Source organism: Paenibacillus chitinolyticus (genome assembly GCF_045038035.1).
In the GTDB taxonomy this organism is placed as follows: Bacteria; Bacillota; Bacilli; order Paenibacillales; family NBRC-103111; genus Paenibacillus_F; species Paenibacillus_F chitinolyticus_A.
In genome coordinates, this window is sequence record NZ_CP173427.1 from 1695525 (window position 1) to 1719902 (window position 24378).

Here is a 24378-nt window from a genome sequence, read left to right on the forward strand (position 1 = left end):
CATGGGTAAAAAACGAAGGATTCTGATCCGGTTCACGCCTCCGCAAGTTTTGGCCCTCGGAATCCTGGCTATCATTTTAATAGGATCGGTGCTGCTTTCGCTGCCTGCCGCCTCCTCTACCGGTGAGCCGATCTCTTACTTGGACGCTTTTTTTATGTCGACTTCGGCCGCATGTGTGACGGGGCTTTCCGTGCTGAACGCCGGGGTGCATTTTTCGCTGTTCGGCCAGATCGTCATCCTTATGCTGGTCCAGGTGGGCGGGCTCGGATTTATGACGATGGCGACCTTGATCGCGCTCGTGCTTCGCAAGCGGATCACCCTCAAGGAGCGGCTTCTTTTGCAGGAAGCGATGAATCAAGGGTCCGTGGAGGGCATCGTGCGGCTGATCCGCAAGGTGCTGACCTATGCGCTTGCCATCGAGTTGGCGGGAGCGGTTCTATTGACGGTACGGTGGGCTTTCGACATGCCGTTTGGACAAGCGGTTTACTTTGGCGTTTTTCATAGTATTTCCACCTTCAACAACGCCGGCTTCGATTTGTTCAGCAGTCTGCCCGGAGCCCAGGGAAGCCTCATGGCGTATGTAAACGATCCTTACGTGAATATTGTAGTTATCGGGCTTATGATTCTGGGGGGGATCGGATTTATCGTCATAGCGGACTTGCTTGACTTCAAGCGGACCCGGCAGCTGACGCTCCACTCCAAAGTTGTGCTTACGGCAACGGGCCTGCTCATTCTGCTCGGTTCCGTCGTTGTCTTTATCTTCGAGTACACGAACCCGCTGACGATGCAGCCGCTTAGTCTTTCGGGCAAAATCTTCGCCGCTTTCTTCCAGTCGGCAACGACCCGGTCGACGGGCATGAATACGATCGATATCGAATCGTTCCGCCAGGCAACCCAGTTCTTTGTGATTATCCTTATGTTTATCGGGGCGGCGCCGGGATCGGCGGGCGGAGGAATCAAAATCACGACGTTCGCGATTCTCTTAGGCGCCGTCATTACGATGGTCCGGGGCAAGGAGGATATCGTGTTTTTCCGCAAAAGACTCCCGGAGGAACGCATTTATAAAGCGACGACGCTGACGCTGATGTCCCTCATTCTGGTCGTGGCGGGTACGATGATTCTCTCGGTTCTGCAGGACGGTCCTTTTATCAAAATACTGTTCGAGGTCACGTCCGCTTTCGGAACGGCCGGCATTTCCCTCGGGCTGACGCCGGAGCTTACTTCCCCGAGCAAGGTGCTGATGGCGATTCTGATGTTTGCCGGCCGGCTGGGTCCGCTGACACTTGCCTACGCGCTGACACCGAAGGGGACGAAAGAGCTGTACCGCTACCCGGAAGGAAAAATTACAATCGGGTAAAGGAGCCGCTTCTTCGCCGGGAACCCGGGAACAGAAAAAAGAGTTTGACAGTTTTTCGGCGGCGTTTTATAATTCCTAGTATTCCCATTGGAAAAAATAATATTTTGTTGACCAGACCACTGGAGACACTATTTCGCTTAACGCGGATAGTGTCTTTTTTAGTTGACGGGCACCTGCCCTAGCGAAGGAATCCCGGTTCTCTCAGGGGATGAATGGTGCCGGGGATGCAAGCGGAGCAGCAGGAGAAGGAGGAACGGACAATGTTCAAAGACGGGTTCAAAGTCTTCGATATTCACGGACACCTGCCTTACGCGCAGCAGTTTGTCAAACACGATGAAGTGATCGACGGCGCGCAGGCCAAGCGGGGAGAGCGGATGCGGCTCGCTTGGGATTTTCCGTCAGGACCGGACACCGGTCCGGATGCGGGGCGGCCGGTTATCGACCGCTGGGCCGATGAGCTCGACAAGTACGGAATCGGGGGATTGAATTTTCTTACCGCCAGGGGAAACGACGATCTAAAGGAGCAAATTTCCAAGTATCCCGGCAAATTTACGGGCTTCGCCCATCATTCCATCGAAGCGCCGGATGCGGTGGAAGAGCTGCAGCGGGCCGTAGACGAACTGGGGCTCCGGGGTTACAAATTGTTCGGCCCGCTTATCCAAACGTCGCTGGACGATCCGTCGCTCCGACCGGTTTGGAGCTTCCTGGCGGAGCGCAAGCTGCCCGTGCTGATCCACTTCGGGCTTCTGGGGCATACGGGCGGAATCGTGCAGCACCGGAACATCAACCCTTTGGCCGTTTTTAACGTGGCCCGGGAGTTTACGGACATCCCGATCCTCATTCCGCACTTCGGAGCGGGCTACTACCAGGAGCTGCTGCACCTGTGCTGGGGATGCCCGAACGTGATCGTCGACACGTCCGGCTCCAACCAGTGGATGCGGTGGACGCCCTACGACCTGACGCTGGAAACCCTGTTCCGCAAAACCGTGGAGCTGATCGGTCCCGAACGCGTCGTTTACGGATCGGATTCCAGCGGCTTCCCCCGCGGGTACGTCTACCGCTACTTGCAGGATCAGGTCCGCGTATGCAGGGAACTGCGCTTCAATGAAACGGACATACAGAGCATTTTCGGCAATAACGCGAGAAGGCTGCTCTGTCTGCCGGAAGCGGCCGCAAGCGTTCAAGAACATAAAGGGGTTGAAGTCCTATGAGCAGCAAATTGGAAAAAGAATACGGGAATACAGAGAAGCGCCAAAAAGGCAAGCCGCAGCCCGCGCTTTTCCGTCTTACGGCGTTAACGCTGGCCGCCGCGCTGAGCGCGGGTTTGATGGCCGGCTGCTCGGGAAGCAGGTCCGCTTCCGGGGACGGCGCCAAAGACGCATCCGGCCAGCAATCCGGGGACGCGGGCAAGGACGAGAAAGTCACGATCGAGTACTGGCAGTACCAGTATCCGGTCAAGGTGGATCTCATTAATTCGCTTATTAAAGAATTCGAGAAGACGCATCCGGACATTACCGTCAAACAAACCAATTTTCCTTACGACCAGTATAACGAAAAGGTGGCGACGCTGATTCCGGCCGGCAAAGGACCGGATGTAATCAATCTGTACTACGGTTGGCTCCCGAAATACACGGCATCGGGTTATTTGCAGCCCTTGCCGAAGGAATCGTTCCCGGATTCGAAGATCAAGGAAGAATTTTTCCCGTTCGTTGAAGCGGCGAATATCGGCGGAAGCTACTATGCGATTCCGACGGCCGTCCGGACGCTGGGGTTATACTACAACAAGGATTTGTTTGCAAAAGCGGGGCTGGACCCGGCGAAGCCTCCCGCGACATGGGAGGAACTGGTGGATTATTCGAAGAAATTGACGGAGAAGGACGCCAAAGGCGAATTTGTCGTCGAAGGCCTGGCCTGGCAGCCGAATTCCCAGCTGCACCATTGGTACCGGGATGCGCTTGTGTATCAGGCCGGCGGCAAGGATCTCAGCGAAGACCGGAAGCGCGTCCTATGGAACGAGACTCCTGCGGGACTTCAGGCGTTCAAGTATCTGCTTGATTTTGCCACCGTACATAAGGTTGGAACGAAAGATTTTTACAACGATGATATTACGGCGTTCAAAGGCGGCCATGCGGCGATGAATATCGACGGCTCGTTCCAGCTCGGCGGACTCAAGAAGGATGCGCCGAATCTGAATTTCGCCGTCGCCCCGCTGCCCGCGTACAAAGGAAAAGCCACGCAAGCTTCATTCTGGGCCAACGGAATCACCAAGAACGCCAAAGGGAAAAAGCTCGAGGCGGCAACCGAATTCCTCAAGTTTTTGACGAGCAAGGAGGTGCAGGAGCAGTGGGTGGAAAAAGTCGGCGAGCTGCCGGCATCCAAGGCCGTCGCCCTTCAGGATAAGTACGCCAAAGACGAGAAAATCGGCCCGTTCATCCGCCAGCTCGGCGATGCCAATGCCCATTTCTTCGTGGATGAAAAGCTGGAGCGGGACTATTTCGTGCAGGCCGCGGACAGTGTCGTGCTGAATAAAGTTCCCGCGGAGAAGGCTTTCGAGGAACTGGTAGCCAAAACCCAGAAGCTTTACGACGACTATTGGGCGAAGCAGGCTAAAAAATGAAGCGGCAGCGGCTCTTTTTCGTCTACGCTTGCCTGCTCGTTCCGCTGCTGTTTTTCATCGGCGTCCGGATCGTTCCCATCGTGTATTCCTTTCTGGTCGGCTTTCGCGAATGGGACCTGCTGTCGGAGGAGAAGCCGTTCGTCGGTTTCTCCAATTACTTGGCTTTGTACCACGACCCGGTATTCCTGATTTCGCTCCGAAATACGGCCGTTTACGTCCTGATCGGGGTGCCCGGGCAGCTTGCGGCCGGACTTGCCGTTGCCCTGCTTCTCCGGCGGATTATCCGGTTCAAAGCTTTTTTCCGGACGGTCTACTTCCTGCCCTACGTCACCAGCGTCGTAGCCGTGAGCTGGGTGTTTCGCTGGATTTTTATGAAGAACGGCATCGTCAACGGCCTTTTGCTCCAATTGGGTCTGCCGTCCCAACTGTTCCTGGGTTCGCCGGACCAGGCTATTTTTATCGTCACCGCCGCTATGATCTGGCAGAACCTCGGCTTTCAAATGCTGATTTTCCTCACGGGACTGGAAAATATCCCGAAAGAATACGAGGAAGCGGCCGCCATCGACGGAGCGGGTGCGTGGCAGCGGTTCGTGCATGTGACGCTGCCCCTGCTGAACCCGGTCCTGCTGTTTTCCGTCATTATTGCAAGCATCTCGTATCTGCAGTCTTTCACCCAGATTTTAAACATGACGTCCGGGGGCGGGCCGCTTAACTCTACGAAATCCGTCGTGGTGTATATTTACGAGCTCGCGTTCAAGCAGTTCAATGTGGGGCAGGCGACCGCGGCTACCGTCGTCTTGTTCCTCCTTATTCTTCTCTTGTCGCTGCTGCAGCTCAAAACGTTGAACCGAAAAGTCGAGTATTAAAAGGAGAACGGCCATGAGCAAATTTGATTGGGCCGCGGAGCATGCCGGACTCCGGAGGCGGGGCAGCGAAAAAGCAGTCAAGCGTACAGCCCGGTATCGTATCCGTGCGTTCGCCTTTTCCGCTTATTTTCTTCTGGGTGCGGGCGCGATTGCGATGCTGTTTCCTTTCCTTTGGATGATCGCGACCACGTTAAAAACGCCGCAGGATGTGTTTTCACTGAGCTTGATCCCGCCGGAGGCAACCTTGGGCAACGTCCGGACGCTTTTTGCGGAGACGCTGTATGCGACCTGGATCGTCAATAGTCTGATCGTTGCAATCATTACGACGGTATCCGTCTGCTTTTTCGATACGGTGGTCGGATACATTCTGGCGAAATTTACGTTTCCGGGCAAAACCGTCATTTTCGTCGGCATACTAAGCACGCTGATGGTTCCGACCGAAATGCTCATCATCCCCTGGTATCTGCTTGCCGCCAAGCTGGAGCTGGTCGACACTTACCTGGGTGTTCTTTTCCCGGGCCTCATCTCCGCGTTCGGCATCTTTCTCATGAAGCAGTTCATGGAATCCGTTCCGCGCGATCTGCTCGATGCGGCCCGTATCGACGGGATGGGGGAGTGGGGCATTCTGCTCCGCGTGGTCGTTCCGCTGGTCAAGCCGGCGCTGGCCACGCTGTGCATTTTAACCTTTCTGGGCAGCTGGAACGCGTTTATCTGGCCGCTGATCGTCACGCAGACGCCGGAGCATCTGACGATTCCCGTCGGGCTTGCGTTCTTCTCCAGCGAATCGGGTGACAGCGGAAGCTGGACGCTCATCATGGCGGGCGCCGCTATCTCTATCCTGCCTCTGCTTGCGGTGTTTCTGCTGTTTCAGAAGCAGATTATCCGCGGCATCGCCATGACCGGCTTTAAATAAGAGCATGGCAAGAGGGCGGAAACGACGGGAGTAGCATGTTAGGCAGTCGGGAAACCTATCGTCGGAACCTTTTCCGCGAGGATAGCGACGACGATGACGAGGAGGAATGCGCAGTGAACAGGCAGACCGAGAGCGGCAAGCAAGCGGACACGCCGGCAAAGGCCGGACCCGGAGCCGAGGGCTTAACGGATACGCGGGGCGGCGAGATCCGTCAGTCCGCTTTTGAAGATGTAACGACAGGCGGCAAGTCCGCCGACGATACGATTCCGCTCAAAATATTCGAGGATGTCAGCGCCCACGAGCGGATCGGGCTGCGGGCCGACGATTCGGCGGCCGACGGCGAACTGGATCTGGACCCGTCGGGCGCGATCCAGTCCAAGGAAAGACAGAACGTCTGGAGCTGACCGGTCCGGACACAGGAGATCCCCTTTCTATTGCACGGCTTCCGGCAAGGATGACTTGCCCGAAGCGCCGCAAACGAAAGGGTTTTTTTCGGTTGATTGATGAAACCGTTCTTACCCGTACCGCGTAAGGATGATTTGACGGAAAGGTTTCGTGGTAACCTAACCCTAACTACCTTTTTACTTAGGAGGATTCATTTTCTTATGAGCCCGGATGCGGAACGAACGAATTGGTTGGAGTTAATCAAGAAAGGGAATATGTCTTCGGCTACGGCGGCCCTGGGCAATACGATTATTGCCATCGTAAAAGGTGTCGCCGCTTCGCTTACGGGCAGCGGTGCCATGTTTGCATCCACCATGCACTCCATTGCGGATGCCGTCAACCAGATGTTCGTGTTTACCGGAAGCGTACTTGCGGAGAAAAAAGCGACCCGCCGATTTCCGACGGGTTTCGGCCGCGTCATCAATATCTTCTGCATGATCGCGGTTCTCGTCGTCACCTTTATGGCCTACGAAACGATAAGAGAAGGGCTGCACCTGCTGCAGCATCCGGCCGAATCACACGGATTCTGGCTGAATCTTTCGGTTCTGATCCTGTCGATCGTGATTGACGGCTATGTGCTGTACAAGGCGATGAAGGAGGTCATCAAAGAGTCCAGAGCGGAAGCGTCCGGTTTTGGAATCGTCAAGGCTTCCTTCAAGCATGTGAAACGTGCGGCCCCTCCGACGCGGCTCGTCTTCTACGAAGATCTGGTTGCGACCACGGGCGCTCTGCTGGCTCTTATTGCGGTAGTGGTTACTTCGCTTACGAATTTCAGCGCCCTTGACGGATTGATGACTATCCTGATCGGTTTGCTTATGATATTCGTCGCGTTCCGCGTCGGCTACGACAATATGGTCGGCCTGATCGGCGTTTCCGCGCCTCCCGACGTGGAAGACAAGGTGTCCGGCATTATTTTTTCCGAAACGCTGGTGACGGACATTTATCAGCTGCGCGTTCTTCAGGAAGGCCGGTACTATCATGTGGAAGGCTTGATCGAACTGAAACCGGGTCTGACGCTTGCCGAAGCGGACGATATCAAATTCCGTGTGCGCGACAAGCTGCTGGGAGACCCCGATATCGCGGACGTCACGCTGGGGATTCTCGAAGATAACGGCGTGAAGGACTGGGTGCCTGCCGCCAACCGGTAACGCCTTCCAACCGCTAAACCGTTTATGCCGTGAAAAAAGAACGCAAAAACCCGCCGGATGATTCCGGCAGGTTTTTTGGCGTTTATTCTTCCGAATCGTCGTCCAGGACAACATTGAGTAAAGTCGTTTCGTTTGCGGCGATGATCAGCGTGCGCGCGGCCGGCTGCTTATCTTCAAGAGTGAAGCGGGCGGAGTAGAAGCCGGGGGCCAGGTTGGTGACCGTATAGACGCCGCGGCTGCTTGTCGTCACACTTCTCAGGAAGAGTCCCGCAGGATCGAAGATCTGGACGAACACGTCGGATAAGAGCCGCTCGTTTCGGTCCGTCACGGTGCCCGTCAAGGTGCCGAATAACGGATTCAGGGCAACGGTTACCGGGGAAGCCGGGGTTCCGGCCGTCAGGGAAACCGCGGCGGATTTCGAGCCGAAGAGCTCGCTGGACACCGTAATCGTGTAGCTTCCGGGGCGCAGGCTGTTCAGCAGGATCACCCCTGTTCCGTCGGTAAGCGTCCGCTCGACCGGCGTCAAGTTCTCGTTCACGATCTGGACCGAAGCGCCCGGAACCGGATTGCCGGTCGATTCGTCCGTCACGAGGCCCGTAACGGTCAGGGCGGGAGTTCCCGGAGTGAGGACGATATTCGGCGTGAAGCCGGGAACAATCGTTACAGCCTGCTGACTGTACGACAGGCCGGGCTTCTGCACGACGACCGTGTAGTCCCCGGCGGCTATCCCGTCAGCCGTGAATTGCCCGGACGGGTCCGTCGGAACCGTCACGACAGGCGTGTTCCGGTCGTCGTATACGTCCGCCACCGGAGGAGGCGGAAACACGGGGACGGTTGGCGGAGTCACGACTGTCCCGTTCAAATCGTTCGACGTCGGGGACAGCTGGGCATCCACGACCGTATTTTGCCCCGGTGGGGCGCTAAAGGCATCCGTCTGCTGACCGAAGCCGGAAAGGCTGAACACGGCCGTGTAATTGCCCCCCGGGAGGCCGCTCAGCGTATAACGGCCGGCCGCATCGGTCGTCGTATCCGTCAGGACGGTGCCGTACGTGTTAAGCTGCCGGACCTCGACGAGCACACCCGCAAGCGGCCGGGCCCCGGCGGCGCTGGTCACCGTGCCGGACAGAGAAGCGGGCAGCGGGCTCAAGGCGAAGCTGTAGTCGGTATTCCGGCCTGGAGCTACGGGAGCTCCGCCGTTTTGCGAACTGAAACCGGCCGCTTCGGCGGTCACTTTATAATCTCCGGAACTGAGATTATTGAAGAGATAGAAGCCGCTGCCGTCGGTTTGAACCGTGTTGACTGGCACCCCGGCCGCATCTTCGATCCGAATGTTCGCTCCCGCTAGAGGGGCCGAAGTTGTGCGGTCGATGACGAAGCCGCTGACGCTGCCGGGTAACGGATCCAGCGGGACGGTGACGGCAGTCGTTTGCCCCGCCCGGAGCGTAACACCGAGGGAGGTGCTGCCGAAACCGTCGCTGGTAACGGTCAGGGTGTAGACTCCTGCGGTTACGTTCTCGATCGCAAAGTTCCCGCTTAAATCGGTAACCGATTGATCTACGGTCTGACCGGCCGCGTTCTGAAGCGTGACAATGCTTCCGGGTACCGGAGCGGATCCGTTCCGGTTGATGACATTGCCGGTCAGGAGCGCATTTTGCGGGATCAATACGAGCGTGACCGTGCCTGTCGTACCGGCCGCAACGGTAACGAGCTCGGAAGCGGAAGCGAAGCCGGAGGCGGATGCCGTAAGGACGTATCTGCCGGGAGCAAGCGCGGGCGTTGTGAAACGTCCGTCCGCATCGGCCAGGTAAGCGAACAGGAGCAGTCCCGCTTCGTTGTACATTTTGATCTGGGTTTCCGAGCCGGTCAGGATTGTGCCCGAACGGTCCGTGACGGTCCCCGTTACAATGCCGCTCAGTGGCCGGAGAGCGAGACTGGCGGCGGTCTCCTGATCGCTGATCACGATGGCGCCGGAGGTTCCTGCCGCAAACCCTTCCGCTTCGGCCACTACCGTATAAGTGCCTGGAGCCAGCCCGCTTACAAAGAAGTTGCCGAATAGGGAAGTGGTGGCGGTCGCAATCAGTACATTGCTAATGTCCGCGCTGCGGATCAGGACAGTGGCGGAAGGCAGGGGATTCCCGTCCGAAACGTTCGTTATTTGCCCGCTGACGGCGCCGGGATTGGGAACGAGACGGATATCGACTCCCGCCAAATCTTTACCCGGAAGCGTCGCGACACCGATAATAACGGTCGAGAAGCCGGGCGCCGTTACCACCAGAAAATGGTTGCCTGCGGGAATATTATCGACTACATATACGCCGTTTTCGTCGGAATGACCCGTTCCCAGCAAGGTTTCATTGCCGTCCAAGACTCGGATAACGGCCGTGCTTACCGGGATGCCCGCGGTATCCGTGACACGGCCCGAAAGGACTGACAACAGCGGGGAGAGAGTAAGCGACACGCTCGATTCCTGGCCGGCCTCCACGAAAGCTCCCGCTTTCGCTACGGCGTAGCCCGGCGGCGTTGCCGTCACGATATAGGCGCCCGGCACGAGCGAATCGAACCGGAAGGTTCCGTTCCCCGTATTTACCAGTTCTTCGTTGATCAGGAGGTTGTTCCTGTCGTAAATCTGGATGACGGTTCCGTCCACGAGGGGGGAGATCACGCCGCTTACCGAACCGGGAAGCGGAAGGAGGCTGAGGGCGGTCGTCGCCGTTTGACCGGCACTTACGATTGCCCCGACGCTGCCCTGCTGGAAGCCCGTTTGGGAAGCCGTGACGATGTACGCGTCGGGAGCGAGGCCTTCCGCCCGGAAATATCCGCTGCTGTCGGTAAGCACGGTAGTGATCAGGGTCCCCGTATAATTGCTGATGCGGATGGAGGCGCCGGAAATCCCCGTGCCCGAGTCGGCCGCGGCCACCGTCCCGCTGATTTGTCCGGGGGTCGGAATGAGACTTGCGCTGACGGTTGTTGTCTGCCCGGCCGTTATCAGGAAGCTGACGAGGTCCGTCTGAAAGTCGGTAGAGGACAATATCGCCGTATAGCTGCCCGGTGCCAGGTTCGGCGCCGTAAATGCGCCGAACTGGTCCGTAAACAAACTCTGGATCACCAGTCCGTTCGTATCTACGATGCGCACCGCGACGGGAATGTCCGCAAGGACCAGTCCGTTGGAGGCGTTGAGCACAATTCCCGACAGAATCCCCGGCAAAGGCTCCAGGTTATAGGAGACGGTTGTCGTCTGGTCGGGAGTAATGCTGAACCCTTTAATCTGCGTCTGCAGCCCGTCGGCAAAAACGGCAGCCGTATAAGTTCCCGGCGCAAGCTCCTCCAATACGAAGGTGCCGTCGGAGGAAGTAATCGTCCGTCCGATTACGCTGTTGTCCGTCTGGCGCACCACGAGGACCGCCCCCTGTACGGGCGCCGCTCCGGCTGTAACGGTTCCCCTTAGAGTACCGGGCTGATGAGGCAGGGCGAAATCGACTTCCACAGTTTCCCCGGGCTCGATGAAGGCGCCGATCAGCTGGCGCTGGTAACCCGGTGTTTCGGCTCGGACCATATAGGAACCGGGGGCTAGCCCGTGGATATCAAAGCGCCCGTTCTGATCGGCATTCAGCGTGGCGACGACAAAACTGTTCATAAAAGTGCGTACGACCGCATTTTCCAGAGGATTCCCGTTCAAGTCCGTCACAAGGCCCGTAATAGAACCCGCTAACTGGCTCAGCGCGATATTCAGCACGCTTTGGGTGCCGGGAGCAATCGAAACGCCGGTCGTCTGGCTGGCATACGCCGCTTCACTGAACGTGACCGTATAATTGACCGGCTGCAAACTGTTGACGACATAGGTTCCGGCTGCATCGGTAACCGCGGTTGCCGTTGTGATCCCTTCAACCGTCACGACACGGATGACGGCGCCGCTCAGCGGCTGACCTGTGGAAGCGTCCGTTACCTGGCCGGTAAGCGTGCCCGGAGCGGGATTTAAGCCGATATTGACGGTCGCCGTCTGTCCCGCAACAACCGATGAACCGGCTATTTCCGTCGTGAACCCAGCTTCGCTGGCGCGGATACGGTAATTACCCGTTGCCAGACTGTTTATCGTATACGAACCGTCATTGGCGCTGACGGCGGAAGCGATTTGCTGCCCCCGTTCGTTCAAGGCCTCCACGAGAGCTTCGGGGAGCGGAATACCCGTTCCGTTGACGGTTATAACGCCGCTTACGGTTCCGGGCAGAGCCGCGAGACTAAACGACGCGGACACGCTTTGGGCCGGCTGGAGCTGCAGCGTGCGGACCTGGGACTGGAAGCCGTCCGCAGCCGCGATCACCGTATACGTTCCCGCGGGAACCGAGAGCTGGTATTGTCCCGCCGCATCGGCGGTCGTTTCGGCGATGATCGCGCCGAACGGGGATTTGACGCGGACGACGGCTCCGGGAAGAACGTTTCCCGCCTGATCGGCGACAGTGCCGCTGAGTGAAGCGGGCTGCGGCCGCAGGGTAATGTCCAGCGGAGTTACGATCCCGGCACTAATCGTAACCGGTACGGTTTGGGACACGAAACTGTCAAAAGAAACCGTGAGATTGTACGTTCCCGGCACCAGATTCGAGAATCCGTACGCCCCGGCGGTTCCGCTTGTTTGGATGACCGGTACCTGAGTTAGGGTGTTTGTAAGCTGCACGGCGGCGCCGGCAAGAGGCAGTCCGGTCATCCCGTTGAAGATGGTGCCCGTTACGCCGCCTGCCGTTATGACGGCAATAGAAGCCGTTGCCGGTCCGGCTGTAATGACCTGTCCGGTCAGACTGTCGAATCCGGTTCCCGTGGCCGTATTCAGGACGCGGCTGCCGCCTCCGGCCGTCAGGAAAGCACCCTGCACGGTAAAGGTCAGTGTCACGGTCTGGCCGGGCGCAAGATTCCCCGCGTTCCAGCTGATGGATCTGCCGAGCAGATTAACCGTCGAAAGACCCTGGGTTACGCCGGAGACGGTCAGCGAGGACACCGTATCGAGTCCGAACACATCCGCGACCAGCACGGCGTTGGCCTGGCTTTTTCCCTGGTTCGATATCGAGAGGGTTCCCGTATAGGAGGCCACCTGTCCGGCCAGGACGCTTGCTCCCGGGGTAGAGGTCAAGGCTTTGGCCAGGACGAGTCTGGCCTGCGCGTTAAATCCTTGGGGCGCAACAGGGTCGCTGAAGCCGGAGGTAAACGTGCTGCCTTCCGGAATCAGGAAATCTTTGTTGAAGTTGTTGTTGTTAGCGGAGCTGAAAAAAATAAATTGCAGGTCCGTCTGATTTGTGATCCCGAGCGTTCCGAACAGGACGGCAGCCGGAATGAAAAAATCAAGGAAATAATCCTCATTCCCGCCAAAAGTGGAACCGTCTCCGGTGGGTTTAACCCGCGCAATGTCAAAGTTAATGATGGGACGCGTATAATTCGGCGTTCCTTTTCCGTCAATGCCTTCGGCAGGATCGTTGAACGTGTTCGGCACTTTTATTTTGTTTTCAATGAGATCTAGGCTCGCATTCTGGCCGTTGACGGCAAGCACCCATTCGTAGGTAGACGGGCTGCCGTCCGTGTTAATAAGAACCCCCCAGGCAAAATTGTCGAACCCGGTTTTAGCCCGGGGATCTCCGTTCAGTCTCAGCCGGAAATAGACAAAATTCGTATCGTACGAAACGTAGGCGGCCGGGAACTGGGCATTTCCGACGATGTCCGTGCTGGCCGGATTCACATCCCCAGCCGGATCTCCAACGGGAACGCCGTTTATAGTGACAGGAAAAAACTGACTGTCGCTGGGAAAAGACAAGAGGAGCCTCCTCCTTCTGATTTTTGGATATTTGCCCTTTATCTTATGTGCGCCTGTGTGTTTGTGCTGTGGGGAAAGCCTCCTTTTTTTATAAAACAGGCGGATCGGCCTTCACCTTCCGAACAGTCATTTGCGGCACTAGACGCATATAATGGGGTAATCCTAAATGTTCCATGTTCGAAATCTCTCTTGAAGGAGAAACGGCTGTGAACCTGAACATGCTGATTGTACTCGTTCTGTTTGTACTGCTTGTGACGATTTTGTTTCTTTTCTGAAAACGGATCACCGGAAAACGGCTTCTGCTGAGGAAGCCGTTTTTCCGTTTTGTTTTTCCAATGCCTTCCTTTCATACCTGTGTCCTTTACGGACATGCTAAAGAGAGTCATGCAATCAACTGCTCTGGTTAAGTGAGGAGGCTAAGCCGTGGAAGGTATTGGAGTCATTGTGCTGCGGTCGCTCGGTTCGATCGCCATGCTTTTTGCCATCACCCGTATTTTGGGCAAAAAGCAAATTTCCCAGCTTTCTTTTTTTGAATATGTAACGGGCATCACCCTGGGAGAATTGGCGGGCTTTTTGTCAACCGATATTGAAGCCCATTACTTGCACGGGGTTGTCGCGCTTGGGATTTGGTTTGTGGTTCCTTTTCTCCTTGAACTCACGACGCTGAAAAGTAAATGGCTCCGCCATTTTTTTGAAGGAAAAGGAACAGTCGTCATCCGTAACGGACGTGTTCTGGAAAAACATTTGAAGAAGGAGCGGTACACGGCCGACGAACTGATGGAACAGCTTCGCACCAAGAGTATTTTTCAGGTGGCGGACGTCGAATTCGCCATGCTGGAAGCGAGCGGGGATCTCAGCGTCCTGCTCAAAAAAGAGAAGCAGCCGCTTACGCCCGCCGACCTGGGGCTGAAAATGGGCCCTGACAAGCTTCCCCACACCGTCATTGTGGACGGGGTTGTCGACGACAACGAGCTGGCGGCCTCCTCGCTTACAAGGGAATGGCTGAATAAACAATTGGCTAAAATAAACGCGACCTCGGACAATGTTTTTCTCGCTCAGATAGGCGATCAGAATAAGCTTTACGTCGATTTGTACGACGATTCAAAAGGAATCAGCCTGGAGAAGCCCCAGGTGGAACTGATCTCCACACTCCGCCAGTGTACGGCTGATCTCGATTCGTTTGCGAATTCCGCTACCGATCTCAACGCCCGGATCAAGTACGAGCAGACGGCCTCGGCCCTGCGGGATGTGCTGAAGCAGTTGTCCGGCGGCGGGAAACGTACAAACGGAACGGAATAAGAAGAGGGGGACAGGCAAGTGGCCAACCAGAAGAAGAAAAACGCGACATTAACCCAGCAGCAGTACCAGGCTATCGCGAAAAAAAACGAACCGAAAAGACCGGTCGTCGCCAACTGTATCCGCGCCTTCGTTGTGGGCGGTTTTATATGCATTATCGGGCAGGCGCTCATGATGCTGTTTGAAAAAGTGTTCGGTTTCAGCAAGGAAGCGGCTTCGAACCCTACGGTGGCAGTCCTGATTCTCATTTCCGTCATCCTGACCTGCCTCGGCGTGTACGACAAAATCGCCCAGTGGGCCGGGGCGGGAACGGCTGTGCCGGTAACGGGCTTTGCCAACTCGATGTGTTCGGCTGCCATTGAGCACCGCAGCGAGGGACTGATTCTCGGGACCGCCAGCAATATGTTTAAACTGGCCGGCTCCGTTATCGTGTTCGGCGTAGTGGCCGCATTCTTCGTCGGCATTTTCACTCTGATCTTTGGAGGCGGGGGACATTGATTATCCGAAAAGGCCAATCCTGGGTGTTCCGGAAGCCTCCGGTTCTGATATCCACCGCCACGGTGGTCGGGCCGGATGAGGGCGAGGGGCCTCTCGCCCTCGATTTCGATCTCATTCACCAGGACAATACCTTAATGCAGAAGAGCTGGGAAAAAGCCGAGAAGGCGCTCATGGAAGATGCGGCCAATCTCGCGATCAAGAAAGCCGGTCTCCAGAAAGATCAGATTCAGTTCTACGTCGGCGGCGACCTCATGAACCAGATTATTTCCAGCAGCTTTGCCGCCCGGACGCTGGCCATTCCTTATCTGGGCGTCTTCGGGGCTTGCTCCACCTCGATGGAAAGCCTGGCCGTGTCCTCGTTGATCGTCGCTTCGGGAGGAGGAGACTATGTCCTGAGCGGCACGTGCAGCCACAACTGTACGGTGGAGAAGCAGTTCCGTTATCCGACGGAATACGGCTCCCAGAAGCCCCCCACGGCCCAGTATACGGTAACCGGCGCCGGAGCTTCCGTCGTGGCCGTGAAAGGCACGGGGCCCGTCGTCACGTCCGCCACGATCGGCAAGGTGATCGACATGGGGATTACGGACCCGTTCAACATGGGCGCCGCGATGGCCCCGGCGGCAGCCGATACGATCACCGCTCATTTCCGGGATATGAAGCGGTCCCCCGACTATTACGATCTTATCGTAACGGGCGATCTCGCCACCGTAGGCTTTCAGATCGTAAACGAGCTGCTGAAGGAGCAGCGGATCGCCATGAACAGCACTACGTTCAGCGATTGCGGCCTCATGATCTACGACATCGAGAAGCAGGGCGTGCAAGCGGGAGGCAGCGGCTGCGGCTGCTCCGCCGTCGTCACATATGGCCACCTGCTGAAAAGAATGGAGCGGGGCGACATCCGCCGCCTGCTGGTCGTCGCCACGGGCGCCCTGCTGTCCCCGCTGTCGTATCAGCAGGGGGAATCCATTCCCTGCATTGCGCATGCCGTTGCGATAGAAAGACAGGAGGGTCTCTAATCATGCAGTTTTTATGGGCATTTCTCGTCGGCGGAGCCATCTGCGTCATCGGTCAGCTGCTCCTGGACCTGGGCAAACTGACACCGGCTCATACGATGACGACGCTCGTCGTGGCCGGAGCGATCCTTGACGGCTTCGGGCTGTACGAGCCTCTCGTCCGTTTTGCGGGAGCCGGCGCCAGCGTTCCGATCACTAGCTTCGGCAACGCGCTGGTGCACGGCGCCATCAAGGAAATCCAGTCTAGCGGCTGGATCGGCATCGTAACGGGGATTTTCAAAGTCACGAGCGCCGGTATTTCGGCGGCGATCATCTTCTCGTTTCTCGCCGCTTTGTTCGTCCGTCCCAAAGGCTGAAGCGCAGCCGCAGATCGACACTCCGTTTTCTCGGGAAACGGGGTGTTTTTTCGTTGTTCGGATTTGCGGCCCCTCTGTCATTCATTTGTCATCCATCCGTAATCCTGCCGTCATTACACAGTCATCCTCCCGTAACAAAAACCGAGGAAGTTTGCTCCTTTTAGCTTCTTTACCACCAACTGTCGGTTTTTTAATAAATTTAGAAGGGGTTTTGTTGTACTCGCTTTCTACTTTCCTGTAATATAAAAAATAGGACTTCAAACCCTTTTTATCCGAAGGAGGATTCGTACCGAATGGCTGCCGTGTCCCAACCTCATATGAGCGAGATTTCCAGAATCAGATCCAATTTGGATTCATGTATATTAGGCAAAAGCGAAGAAATCATGCTGCTGTTAACCGCACTCCTTGCCGGCGGTCACGTACTTCTCGAAGATGTGCCCGGGACGGGGAAGACGGTTCTCGTCAAATCCCTCGCCCGCTCCATACAAGGCCAATTCCGCCGGATTCAGTGCAATCCGGACCTGCTGCCGACGGATATTACCGGCGTTTCGATCTATCATCCGAAGAATGAAGCTTTCTTTTTCCGCCCCGGTCCCGTTATGGCCAACATTCTGCTTGTCGATGAAATCAACCGTGCCACCACCAAAACCCAATCGGCTCTCCTGGAAGCGATGGAAGAGCATCACGTGACGGTAGACGGCGAGATGTACCCGCTTCCGCGCCCGTTTATGCTTCTTGCGACTCAGAATCCGATCGACTTCGAAGGCACGTATCTGCTCCCGGAAGCCCAGCTTGACCGGTTTATGATCAAATTCAGCCTGGGGTACCCGGACAGCGCAACGGAGCTTCAAATGATCGCGTCGCAAAGCAAGGAGCACCCCATGGAACAGCTTCACGAAGTTGTCGGTGCGGAACAGATTCTCAGCATGCAGGAAGAGGTGCGGTCGGTCTACCTCGACGAAGGCATCGCCAAATATCTGGTGGACATCACCCGCAGCACCCGGGAACATCCGGCCGTCGAGCTGGGAGCCAGTCCGCGCGCAACTCTGGCCCTCGTGCAGGCTTCGAAAGCTTACGCGTACTTGAACGGCCGCGACTACGTCCTCCCGGACGATGTCAAATATTTGGCCCCTTACGTACTCGGTCATAGGATTATTCTTTCTTCGGAAGCACGAATGGAAGGAGAAACCTCCCGTTCCGTTTTCGCTTCGATACTGGCGCATACGAAAGTGCCCGTCAGGCTGGAGAAAGCGAAATGAAGCTTTTCAAACCTACCGCGGCTCAGAAGGGAAGACAGGCTACCCTGATTTTATCCTTCCTGTTCTTTGCCAGCTTGATGTTTCTGCTGTTTCAGGGCGGTAAGCTCGCTTCCACGCTGTTTGCCGTTGTATGCCTGCTCTCCGCTTATCTGGTTCTAGGCAAATGGAGCGGCATCCGTCAGACGCAGGCGGTGCGTGAAATATCGGCGGCGGACGGAACCGGTAAGGTCCAGGCGGGGCAGTCCCTGCAAATCAAGCTTAAAATCCAGGTTCCCGGCGTTTGGCCGATCCCGTACCTGCTCATCCAAGACGAATTGGTGCGAAGCAGCGGGGAGAAGACCGTGATGAAGGGCTCCGTGGTCCTGAACTGGATGCGCAAAGGAGAATTCGTTTACAAAACGCCGCCCTTGCGCCGGGGCCATTACTCTCTGGAACGCGCGGAGTTCGCGACGGAAGACGTCTTCGGGCTCTACGAGCACAAAGGGAGCGTTCACCTGCCGTACGGCTTTGTCGTGATGCCCCAAATGATCGAGATCCGCCACTGGGCGCAGTTTTCCCAGTCCCCGCGAGGGGCAAGGCATCACTCCGTAACCGCCAGGATGCAGCGGGAAACGACGCAGATCAACGGCGTGAGGGAGTACATTCACGGGGACAGACTCTCACGTGTCCACTGGAACGCCACGGCGCGTACGGGAACGTGGAAGTCGAAGGAATTCGAGCGCGAAACGCTCCCGAAGATGGTGCTCGTGCTCGACCGGAGCAAGCACAATTACGGCAGTCCCGCCGAATTCGAACTGGCGGTTTCCATCGCCGCTTCCCTGCTGCATTTCGGCACCCAGAGGAATATCGCGGTAGGGCTCGTCTCCTCCGGCCGGGAATCCCTGATGGCCGTACCCAAGACGGGCGCCCGGCATGAGGACGTCCTGATGGATCACCTGGTGGAGGTGGAGCCGGATGGCTTCCGTCCGCTGCAGCAGGTGGTCAACAACGCGGACGGCATGTTCTCGCCGGGAGCTTTGGTTGTGTATATCACGCCGGCGAAGAACCCCGATCTCCTGTCGCTGCTCCATTGGACCGACAAACAGCGCATGCTCGCCTGCCACCTGTGCGTCTGCGGCGCCAAGGGAGGCTCCCCGGACGTGTGGGTCCGCCGCCTGCACAGCCTCGGCTTTATGGGCTACGGCGTGCACGCGTTGACGGAGCTTCCGGCAGTGCTGGGAGGAGGGACGAAGATCTATGCGTAGCATCTGGAACGTTTTCCGGTTTATGGCCGGCGAAGACGGAACGAAGAAGTGGATGTCGCTCTTCGTCCTGCTGTTTCTTTTTCAGTTCACCGGATGGATTTCCCGCGAGGACGGATTGTGGCTGCCCGAAACACTGAAAGCCGTAAACTGGACGCTGATTACGGTCTGCGCGACGTTCTTCATCCCGCGGATTCATCATCTGATCAGAGAACTTCTGCAGATCGTCCTGGTACTGGTCGTTCACGCGGTTGTGCTTCAATACCGGTTTGTCCCCATGTCTCAGATGGACGGTCCGATGGAGTGGTTTCAGGCCAATGTTTCGCAATTATTCCCTTATTTATGGTTCGGTTTAGCCGCCTGGTGGGTGTTCCTGATGGCTATGTGGGCATCCCGGTCCAAACTGTGGATTTCTTTTATCGTCATTTTGGCCATTTTGTTTTTCGGCGTCCGCGATTCGTTCAGCACCCTGCAGTTATGGCCGCAAGTTGCGGCGGTCATTTTCAGCGGATTGTGCATGCTCGTCGTGCGCCATTTATCCCAGCTCAAGCACAAAGCGCCCGAAAGCTGGAAGCGGCTTTCGGACAATCCCGGCCCTCTGATCGTGCCGGTCGTGCTGATTATCGCCCTGACGCTCACCCTGGGTGCGCTCGTACCGGCGGTCGATCCAGTTCTCACCGATCCGTATACGGCCTGGCGGCAGTATAACGGCGAGGCGGTGACCTTCCTGCCGAGCAGCGACGATTCCGGACGGACGATGGTGCAGGACCCGAACGATCCGCTGCTGAAATCGTCGGGCTACAGCCGCAACGACGCGCAGCTCGGCGGACAGTTCCAGTACGATTACACGCCGGTTTTCACCGTTGACACGACAAGCCGCACGTATTACCGCGGGGAAACCCGGGCATTGTACACCGGCAGCGGCTGGGAAGCGAGTCCGGCGGACAGACGGGCACGCCAGAGCTCCGTAGAATCAAGCGGCAAGCTTCCCGCGGATACCGGCATCGACACGTCCAAGCTGAAGACCGAAGAAGTGAAGCAGACGGTCAAAATGCGCAGCAGTGAAGTATACCCGGTGCTGTTCGGGGCTTATCCGATGTCGAAGGTCGACATTCAGGAGGAAAGTCCTGACGGAACACGCTCCGATCCGGCGCAGCTGGGGTCTCTCCGGTGGTCCGCGCGCCAGGCGGAGCTGCGGTTTAACGCGAAATCGAACTACCCGAAGCAGTACGAGCTCGTGTCCAACATCCCGCTGCTCGATTTAAGCGGGCTCAAGAAAGTCGATATGAGCAGGCTGAACCGGTCCGAATGGAACGATTATCTCCAGCTTCCCGACCGGCTGCCCGAGAGGGTGACTGAGCTTGCCAAAGAAGTGACGAAGGAAGCACCGACCGCCTACGAGAAAGTGCATGAGCTGGAGCTTTACTTGTCCAGCAAGTATCCGTATACGAACACCCCCGACGTATCCAAGGGGAAAAGCAAAGATTTCGTCGACCGCTTCCTGTTCGAAATCCAGGAAGGCTACTGCGACTACTATTCGTCGGCGATGGTCGTGATGACCCGGTCGCTCGGCATTCCGGCCCGCTGGGTCAAAGGCTACGCATCGGGTACTTCCGATAACAGCCGTCCCGCCGGTATCGGAAATCTGCGCGGCGGCATGTCCGATCCGGACGCCGAGGGCACCTACACCGTCCGCAATTCAGACGCCCACTCCTGGGTGGAGGTTTATTTCGAGGGCTACGGCTGGCTGCCGTTCGAGCCGACCGCCGGATTTTCCCTGCCGCAGTCGTATGCGCCCGAAACGTCGGCCGCTACCGAGATGCCGACTCCGGCACCGGCCGAGGCGAAGCCGGCCCAGTCCCAAGCCGGCCCGGCCCCTTGGGTCCGTTACGTGCTGTATACGCTCAGCGGCCTCGTTCTGCTTACGGCTGTCGTCGTATCGGCGATCCGGCTCAGCAGCGGCAAGAAACTGCTGCCGCCGTTCGGACGCGACCCCAAAGCGGTTAATTACGCGCAGGGGGTTATCCAAGAGGTCAACCGGTTACTGCGGTACGGAAGACGCAAAGGCTACGAACGGTTCGAGCATGAAACGTTCCGGGAAGCCGCTTCCCGCTGGATGACCCAGAGCTACTGGCTGTCGGGCGAACTTTCGCCGGTTCTCGCGATGTTCGAGAAGGCCAAGTACAGCCGGTCCTCCGTAACCGAGCAGGATCTTGAGGCCGTTCAGGGCCATGTGAAACGACTGCGCGAGCAGATGAAATAAGACCGGCACATAACGATGGGCCGGATTCATAAAGTAAGCTGCAGGCTGTTTTCCGTTAACCGGAGAACGGTCTTTCTTTTTTCCGGCAGAGAGAATCCGGTACAAGCTTCGGCGGGTGAATGGAACGGGCGGCCGCAAGGGAATGCTGAGAATACGGGAATTTCCCGTCCGGGCACGGCCTGAAACGCTTCCTTTTTCTTTTTGCAAGGAATTGGACATGTATGGTATAGTTCCTATAGATTCGAAAGAGGTTGGGGTGACGCTGTTGTTTAAAAAACTGGTGCCGAAACAATTCGTGCAGACGATTTACGATATCAATCTGGAGGAGCTTTGGCAGAGCGGAATCCGCGGAATCATCACGGATCTCGACAACACGCTTGTCGGTGCCAAGGTGGCCGATGCGACACCGGAGCTGGTGAATTGGCTCGGGCATGTGAAGCAGCTCGGTTTCAAGGTCGTCATCGTATCGAACAACCAGGAAACAAGGGTATCCGCATTTGCCCTGCCGCTGTCTATCCCGTTCATTCACGCCGCGCGCAAACCGACGAACACGGCCTTTCGCAAAGCATTGGCACTGATGGATACAACTGCAGAGCAGACGGTTGTGATCGGTGATCAGATGCTGACAGACGTGCTGGGAGGGAACCGGCTCGGTTTATATACCATTCTTGTTGCGCCTATCTCCATCCATGATGAAGGTTTCTTTACACGAATCAACCGGCGCATCGAGAAGCTGGCCAACAATTACATCTCGAAGAATAAATAAAGCTTTCCTTCACGGGAAAGCTTCACTTTGCTTGCGGGGGAACAACGCTTAACGGAAACTCCCGCCGTTCATTTTAAGGAGGATTCATGACTCAGGAAGAAGTTATCCATTGCGGAGGCTGCGGTGTCAAGCTTCAGCTCGAAGATCCTCATGCGCTCGGGTACATCCCCGCGCAGGCTCTCGAGAAAGAACCGGTTATTTGCCAGCGCTGTTTCCGCATCAAGAACTATAATGAAGCATCGAGCGTTACGCTCAACCAGGACGATTTTCTGAAACTGCTTGGGCACGTGGGGCACAAAGAAGCGCTCGTCATCAATATCGTCGATATTTTCGACTTCGAAGGCAGCTTGATCAGCGGTCTGGCCCGTTTCGTAGGAGGCAACCCGATCGTTCTGGTCGTCAACAAAATCGACCTGCTCCCGAAAGTGACCAATTGGAACCGGATCGTGAACTGGGTCCGCAAACAAGCTAAGGAACAAGGCCTGAAGGTTGTGGAAGTCGTGCTTTGCAGCGCCAAGAAGAACATGGGTTTCGACCGGGTTCTTCAGGCAGTAGACGAACACCGGAACGGCAAAGACGTCTACGTCGTCGGAGCGACCAACGTGGGCAAGTCCACGCTCATCAACCGCCTTATTTCCGATTACAGCGATCTGGATTCGGAGCTAACCACCTCCCAATATCCGGGCACGACGCTCGATATGGTTGAGATTCCGCTCGATGACGGACATTTTATTATCGATACGCCGGGAATCGTGTACAAGCACCGGCTGACGGAGCTTGTCTCCAAGAAAGACCTGGGTAAGCTGATGCCGGGCAAGCCGCTTAAACCGATGGTGTATCAATTGAACGAAGGACAATCGCTGTTTTTCGGCTCGCTGGCCCGGTTCGATTTTGTCCGCGGCGAGCGCCAGTCGTTTACGATCTACTCTTCGGGGGCCATTCCCATTCATCGCACGAAACTGGAGAAAGCGGACGAGCTGTACGCAAACCACAAAGGGACTTTGCTTACCCCGCCTGTGGTGAAAGATCTGGAAGAGCTTCCGCCTCTCGTTAAACAGACGATTCACATTTCGAAAGGCAAAAAGCTCGATGTGCTGATCTCCGGCCTCGGCTGGATCAAAATTAACAGCGAAGCGGGCGCGGAACTGGCCGTTCATGTACCGAAAGGCGTTAAAATCGTCCAGCGCGATTCGCTTATTTAAAACGGACGGGTCCTGGTACGCCAGGCGTTTGCGTTTTGGCAGACAGGCAGATCCGGCACATAAAGAATGCACGGGGGAGAGACCGACCATGGGTAACAAGCCGTCTTTGGACAGCGGCACGATTCTGTACGGAGTATTCGGAGATCCGGTGCGGCACTCCCGCTCTCCGATTATGATGAACCGGGCCTTCGGCGAAACGGGGATCAACGGAGCGTATGCCGCGTTTCACGTGCTGCCGGGGCAGCTTGCGGAGGCCGTAGCCGGTATCCGAGCGCTCGGTTTCGGCGGAGTCAACGTGACGATCCCGCATAAAGTCAACGTGATGAAGTATCTCGATGAGATCGACGCGGATGCGCAGGCCCTCGGCGCCGTGAACACCGTCGTCAACCGCGGCGGTAAACTGATCGGCTACAACACGGACGGAATCGGGTATGTCCGTTCGCTTAAAGAAGAAACGGGCATGGATCTCCGCGGCAAAAAAGTGCTGCTGATCGGGGCGGGCGGAGCGGCCCGCGGGATTTCCTATGCCCTGGCGAAGGAGGGCCCGTCGTTTATCGCCATCGCCAACCGGACGGCGGAGAAAGCTCAGGAGCTCGCCTCTACCGTCCGCGCCGAAACAAGCGCTATCGGCATGGGGCTCCACGAATTAGGAAACATTATCAGTGACGCCGATCTGATCATCAACTCGACTTCATCGGGTATGTACCCGAATATCGAAGAGATGCCTTTGGATCTGGACGGTCACCGGCTCCGGGAAGGCGCGGTTGTCAGCGATCTCGTTTACAACCCGCTGGAAACCCGTTTTTTGAAAGAAGCTAAAGCTAGAGGGGCCGTCACTCACGGCGGACTCGGCATGTTTATTTACCAGGGGGCTTACGCGTTCGAATACTGGACCGGCGTCCCTGCGCCTGCAGCGGCGATGCGGCAGGCCGTAGAGCAATCATTTATCGGGAATTGAGGGAATCAGAAGTTATGCTAACAGGAAAACAAAAAAGACATCTGCGCTCACTGGCGCACCATTTGACCCCGGTCTTTCAAGTAGGCAAAGGGGGAGTGAACGAGCATTTGATTCAGCATATCGTGGAAGCGATCGAGGTTCGGGAATTGATGAAAATCTCGGTACTCAACAACTATGAGGCGGACTGCAAGGAAGTTGCCAGAGAACTGGCGGAAGGCGCGGGCGCCGAGCTGGTTCAAGTCATCGGTCGTACGATCGTCCTCTATAAAGAATCGCGCGATAACAAACAGATCGAGCTGCCGAAGTCCTAGACCGGATGGGATGCAATCGGTAAAATACCGGACCGGCTGGCGGCTTTTATAAGGATTTGCGAACGGCAGCAGCCTT

The 24378-nt window shown here is 56.7% G+C and carries 19 protein-coding genes; 18 read left to right on the forward strand and 1 reads right to left on the reverse strand.

The window, feature by feature from the left end:
- Position 1 precedes the first annotated feature (1 nt).
- The 7 genes from ACI48J_RS07780 (at position 2) to ACI48J_RS07810 (ending at position 7345) form a co-directional block, all read left to right on the forward strand.
- A complete protein-coding gene (locus ACI48J_RS07780; protein ID WP_405082370.1) occupies positions 2–1357 on the forward strand; it encodes a TrkH family potassium uptake protein in 1356 nt (451 codons plus the stop codon).
- A gap of 260 nt (positions 1358–1617) precedes the next feature.
- Entirely contained in the window at positions 1618–2568 is a 951-nt protein-coding gene (locus ACI48J_RS07785; protein WP_405082371.1) for an amidohydrolase family protein, read from the forward strand.
- On the forward strand, positions 2565–3974 hold the full coding sequence (locus ACI48J_RS07790) for an extracellular solute-binding protein (protein ID WP_405082372.1): 1410 nt from the start codon (positions 2565–2567) through the stop codon (positions 3972–3974). The genes ACI48J_RS07785 and ACI48J_RS07790 overlap by 4 nt, the downstream gene beginning before the upstream one ends.
- Positions 3971–4840 (forward strand): carbohydrate ABC transporter permease, encoded by an 870-nt coding sequence (locus ACI48J_RS07795; RefSeq protein WP_405082373.1) that lies wholly within the window; start codon positions 3971–3973, stop codon positions 4838–4840. Before ACI48J_RS07790 ends, ACI48J_RS07795 begins: the two co-directional genes overlap by 4 nt.
- A 13-nt stretch (positions 4841–4853) precedes the next feature.
- Positions 4854–5753: a carbohydrate ABC transporter permease gene (locus ACI48J_RS07800; RefSeq protein ID WP_405082374.1), complete on the forward strand. Its 900-nt coding sequence runs from the start codon at positions 4854–4856 to the stop codon at positions 5751–5753.
- Between the two features lie 113 nt (positions 5754–5866).
- Positions 5867–6157, forward strand: coding sequence for a hypothetical protein (locus tag ACI48J_RS07805; protein ID WP_405082375.1), 291 nt, complete (start codon positions 5867–5869; stop codon positions 6155–6157).
- A 201-nt stretch (positions 6158–6358) separates the two neighbouring features.
- The gene (locus tag ACI48J_RS07810) at positions 6359–7345 is read left to right on the forward strand and encodes a cation diffusion facilitator family transporter (protein WP_326051558.1); all 987 of its coding nucleotides are present in this window, start codon (positions 6359–6361) and stop codon (positions 7343–7345) included.
- An 82-nt stretch (positions 7346–7427) separates the two neighbouring features.
- Here the strand turns inward: ACI48J_RS07810 and ACI48J_RS07815 are convergent, their stop codons facing one another.
- Positions 7428–13139 carry a carboxypeptidase regulatory-like domain-containing protein gene (locus ACI48J_RS07815; protein ID WP_405082376.1) on the reverse strand — a complete coding sequence of 1904 codons (5712 nt, stop codon included), beginning with the start codon at positions 13137–13139 and terminating at the stop codon, positions 7428–7430.
- 423 nt (positions 13140–13562) lie between these two features.
- Between ACI48J_RS07815 and ACI48J_RS07820 the strand changes: the two genes are divergently transcribed.
- The 11 genes from ACI48J_RS07820 (at position 13563) to yhbY (ending at position 24302) form a co-directional block, all read left to right on the forward strand.
- Positions 13563–14438, forward strand: a complete 876-nt coding sequence (locus ACI48J_RS07820; protein ID WP_326051559.1) for a DUF421 domain-containing protein — start codon at positions 13563–13565, stop codon at positions 14436–14438.
- Between the two features lie 18 nt (positions 14439–14456).
- Complete coding sequence (gene spoVAC, locus ACI48J_RS07825) at positions 14457–14933, forward strand: stage V sporulation protein AC (protein WP_326051560.1); 477 nt, start codon at positions 14457–14459, stop codon at positions 14931–14933.
- Complete coding sequence (gene spoVAD / locus ACI48J_RS07830; RefSeq protein ID WP_405083193.1) at positions 14933–15949, forward strand: stage V sporulation protein AD; 1017 nt, start codon at positions 14933–14935, stop codon at positions 15947–15949. Before spoVAC ends, spoVAD begins: the two co-directional genes overlap by 1 nt.
- A gap of 2 nt (positions 15950–15951) precedes the next feature.
- The gene (gene spoVAE / locus ACI48J_RS07835; RefSeq protein ID WP_009675388.1) at positions 15952–16302 is read left to right on the forward strand and encodes a stage V sporulation protein AE; all 351 of its coding nucleotides are present in this window, start codon (positions 15952–15954) and stop codon (positions 16300–16302) included.
- A gap of 293 nt (positions 16303–16595) precedes the next feature.
- Positions 16596–17561: a MoxR family ATPase gene (locus tag ACI48J_RS07840; protein ID WP_009675380.1), complete on the forward strand. Its 966-nt coding sequence runs from the start codon at positions 16596–16598 to the stop codon at positions 17559–17561.
- Positions 17558–18805: a DUF58 domain-containing protein gene (locus tag ACI48J_RS07845; protein ID WP_405082377.1), complete on the forward strand. Its 1248-nt coding sequence runs from the start codon at positions 17558–17560 to the stop codon at positions 18803–18805. Before ACI48J_RS07840 ends, ACI48J_RS07845 begins: the two co-directional genes overlap by 4 nt.
- On the forward strand, positions 18798–21065 hold the full coding sequence (locus tag ACI48J_RS07850; RefSeq protein WP_405082378.1) for a DUF3488 and DUF4129 domain-containing transglutaminase family protein: 2268 nt from the start codon (positions 18798–18800) through the stop codon (positions 21063–21065). The genes ACI48J_RS07845 and ACI48J_RS07850 overlap by 8 nt, the downstream gene beginning before the upstream one ends.
- Positions 21066–21330: 265 nt before the next feature.
- Positions 21331–21831, forward strand: coding sequence for a YqeG family HAD IIIA-type phosphatase (locus tag ACI48J_RS07855; RefSeq protein WP_103994247.1), 501 nt, complete (start codon positions 21331–21333; stop codon positions 21829–21831).
- A gap of 86 nt (positions 21832–21917) precedes the next feature.
- On the forward strand, positions 21918–23033 hold the full coding sequence (gene yqeH / locus ACI48J_RS07860) for a ribosome biogenesis GTPase YqeH (protein WP_405082379.1): 1116 nt from the start codon (positions 21918–21920) through the stop codon (positions 23031–23033).
- A gap of 88 nt (positions 23034–23121) precedes the next feature.
- On the forward strand, positions 23122–23991 hold the full coding sequence (gene aroE / locus ACI48J_RS07865; RefSeq protein WP_405082380.1) for a shikimate dehydrogenase: 870 nt from the start codon (positions 23122–23124) through the stop codon (positions 23989–23991).
- Positions 23992–24005: 14 nt separating this feature from the next.
- Entirely contained in the window at positions 24006–24302 is a 297-nt protein-coding gene (yhbY, locus tag ACI48J_RS07870) for a ribosome assembly RNA-binding protein YhbY (RefSeq protein WP_016423489.1), read from the forward strand.
- Positions 24303–24378 lie beyond the last annotated feature (76 nt).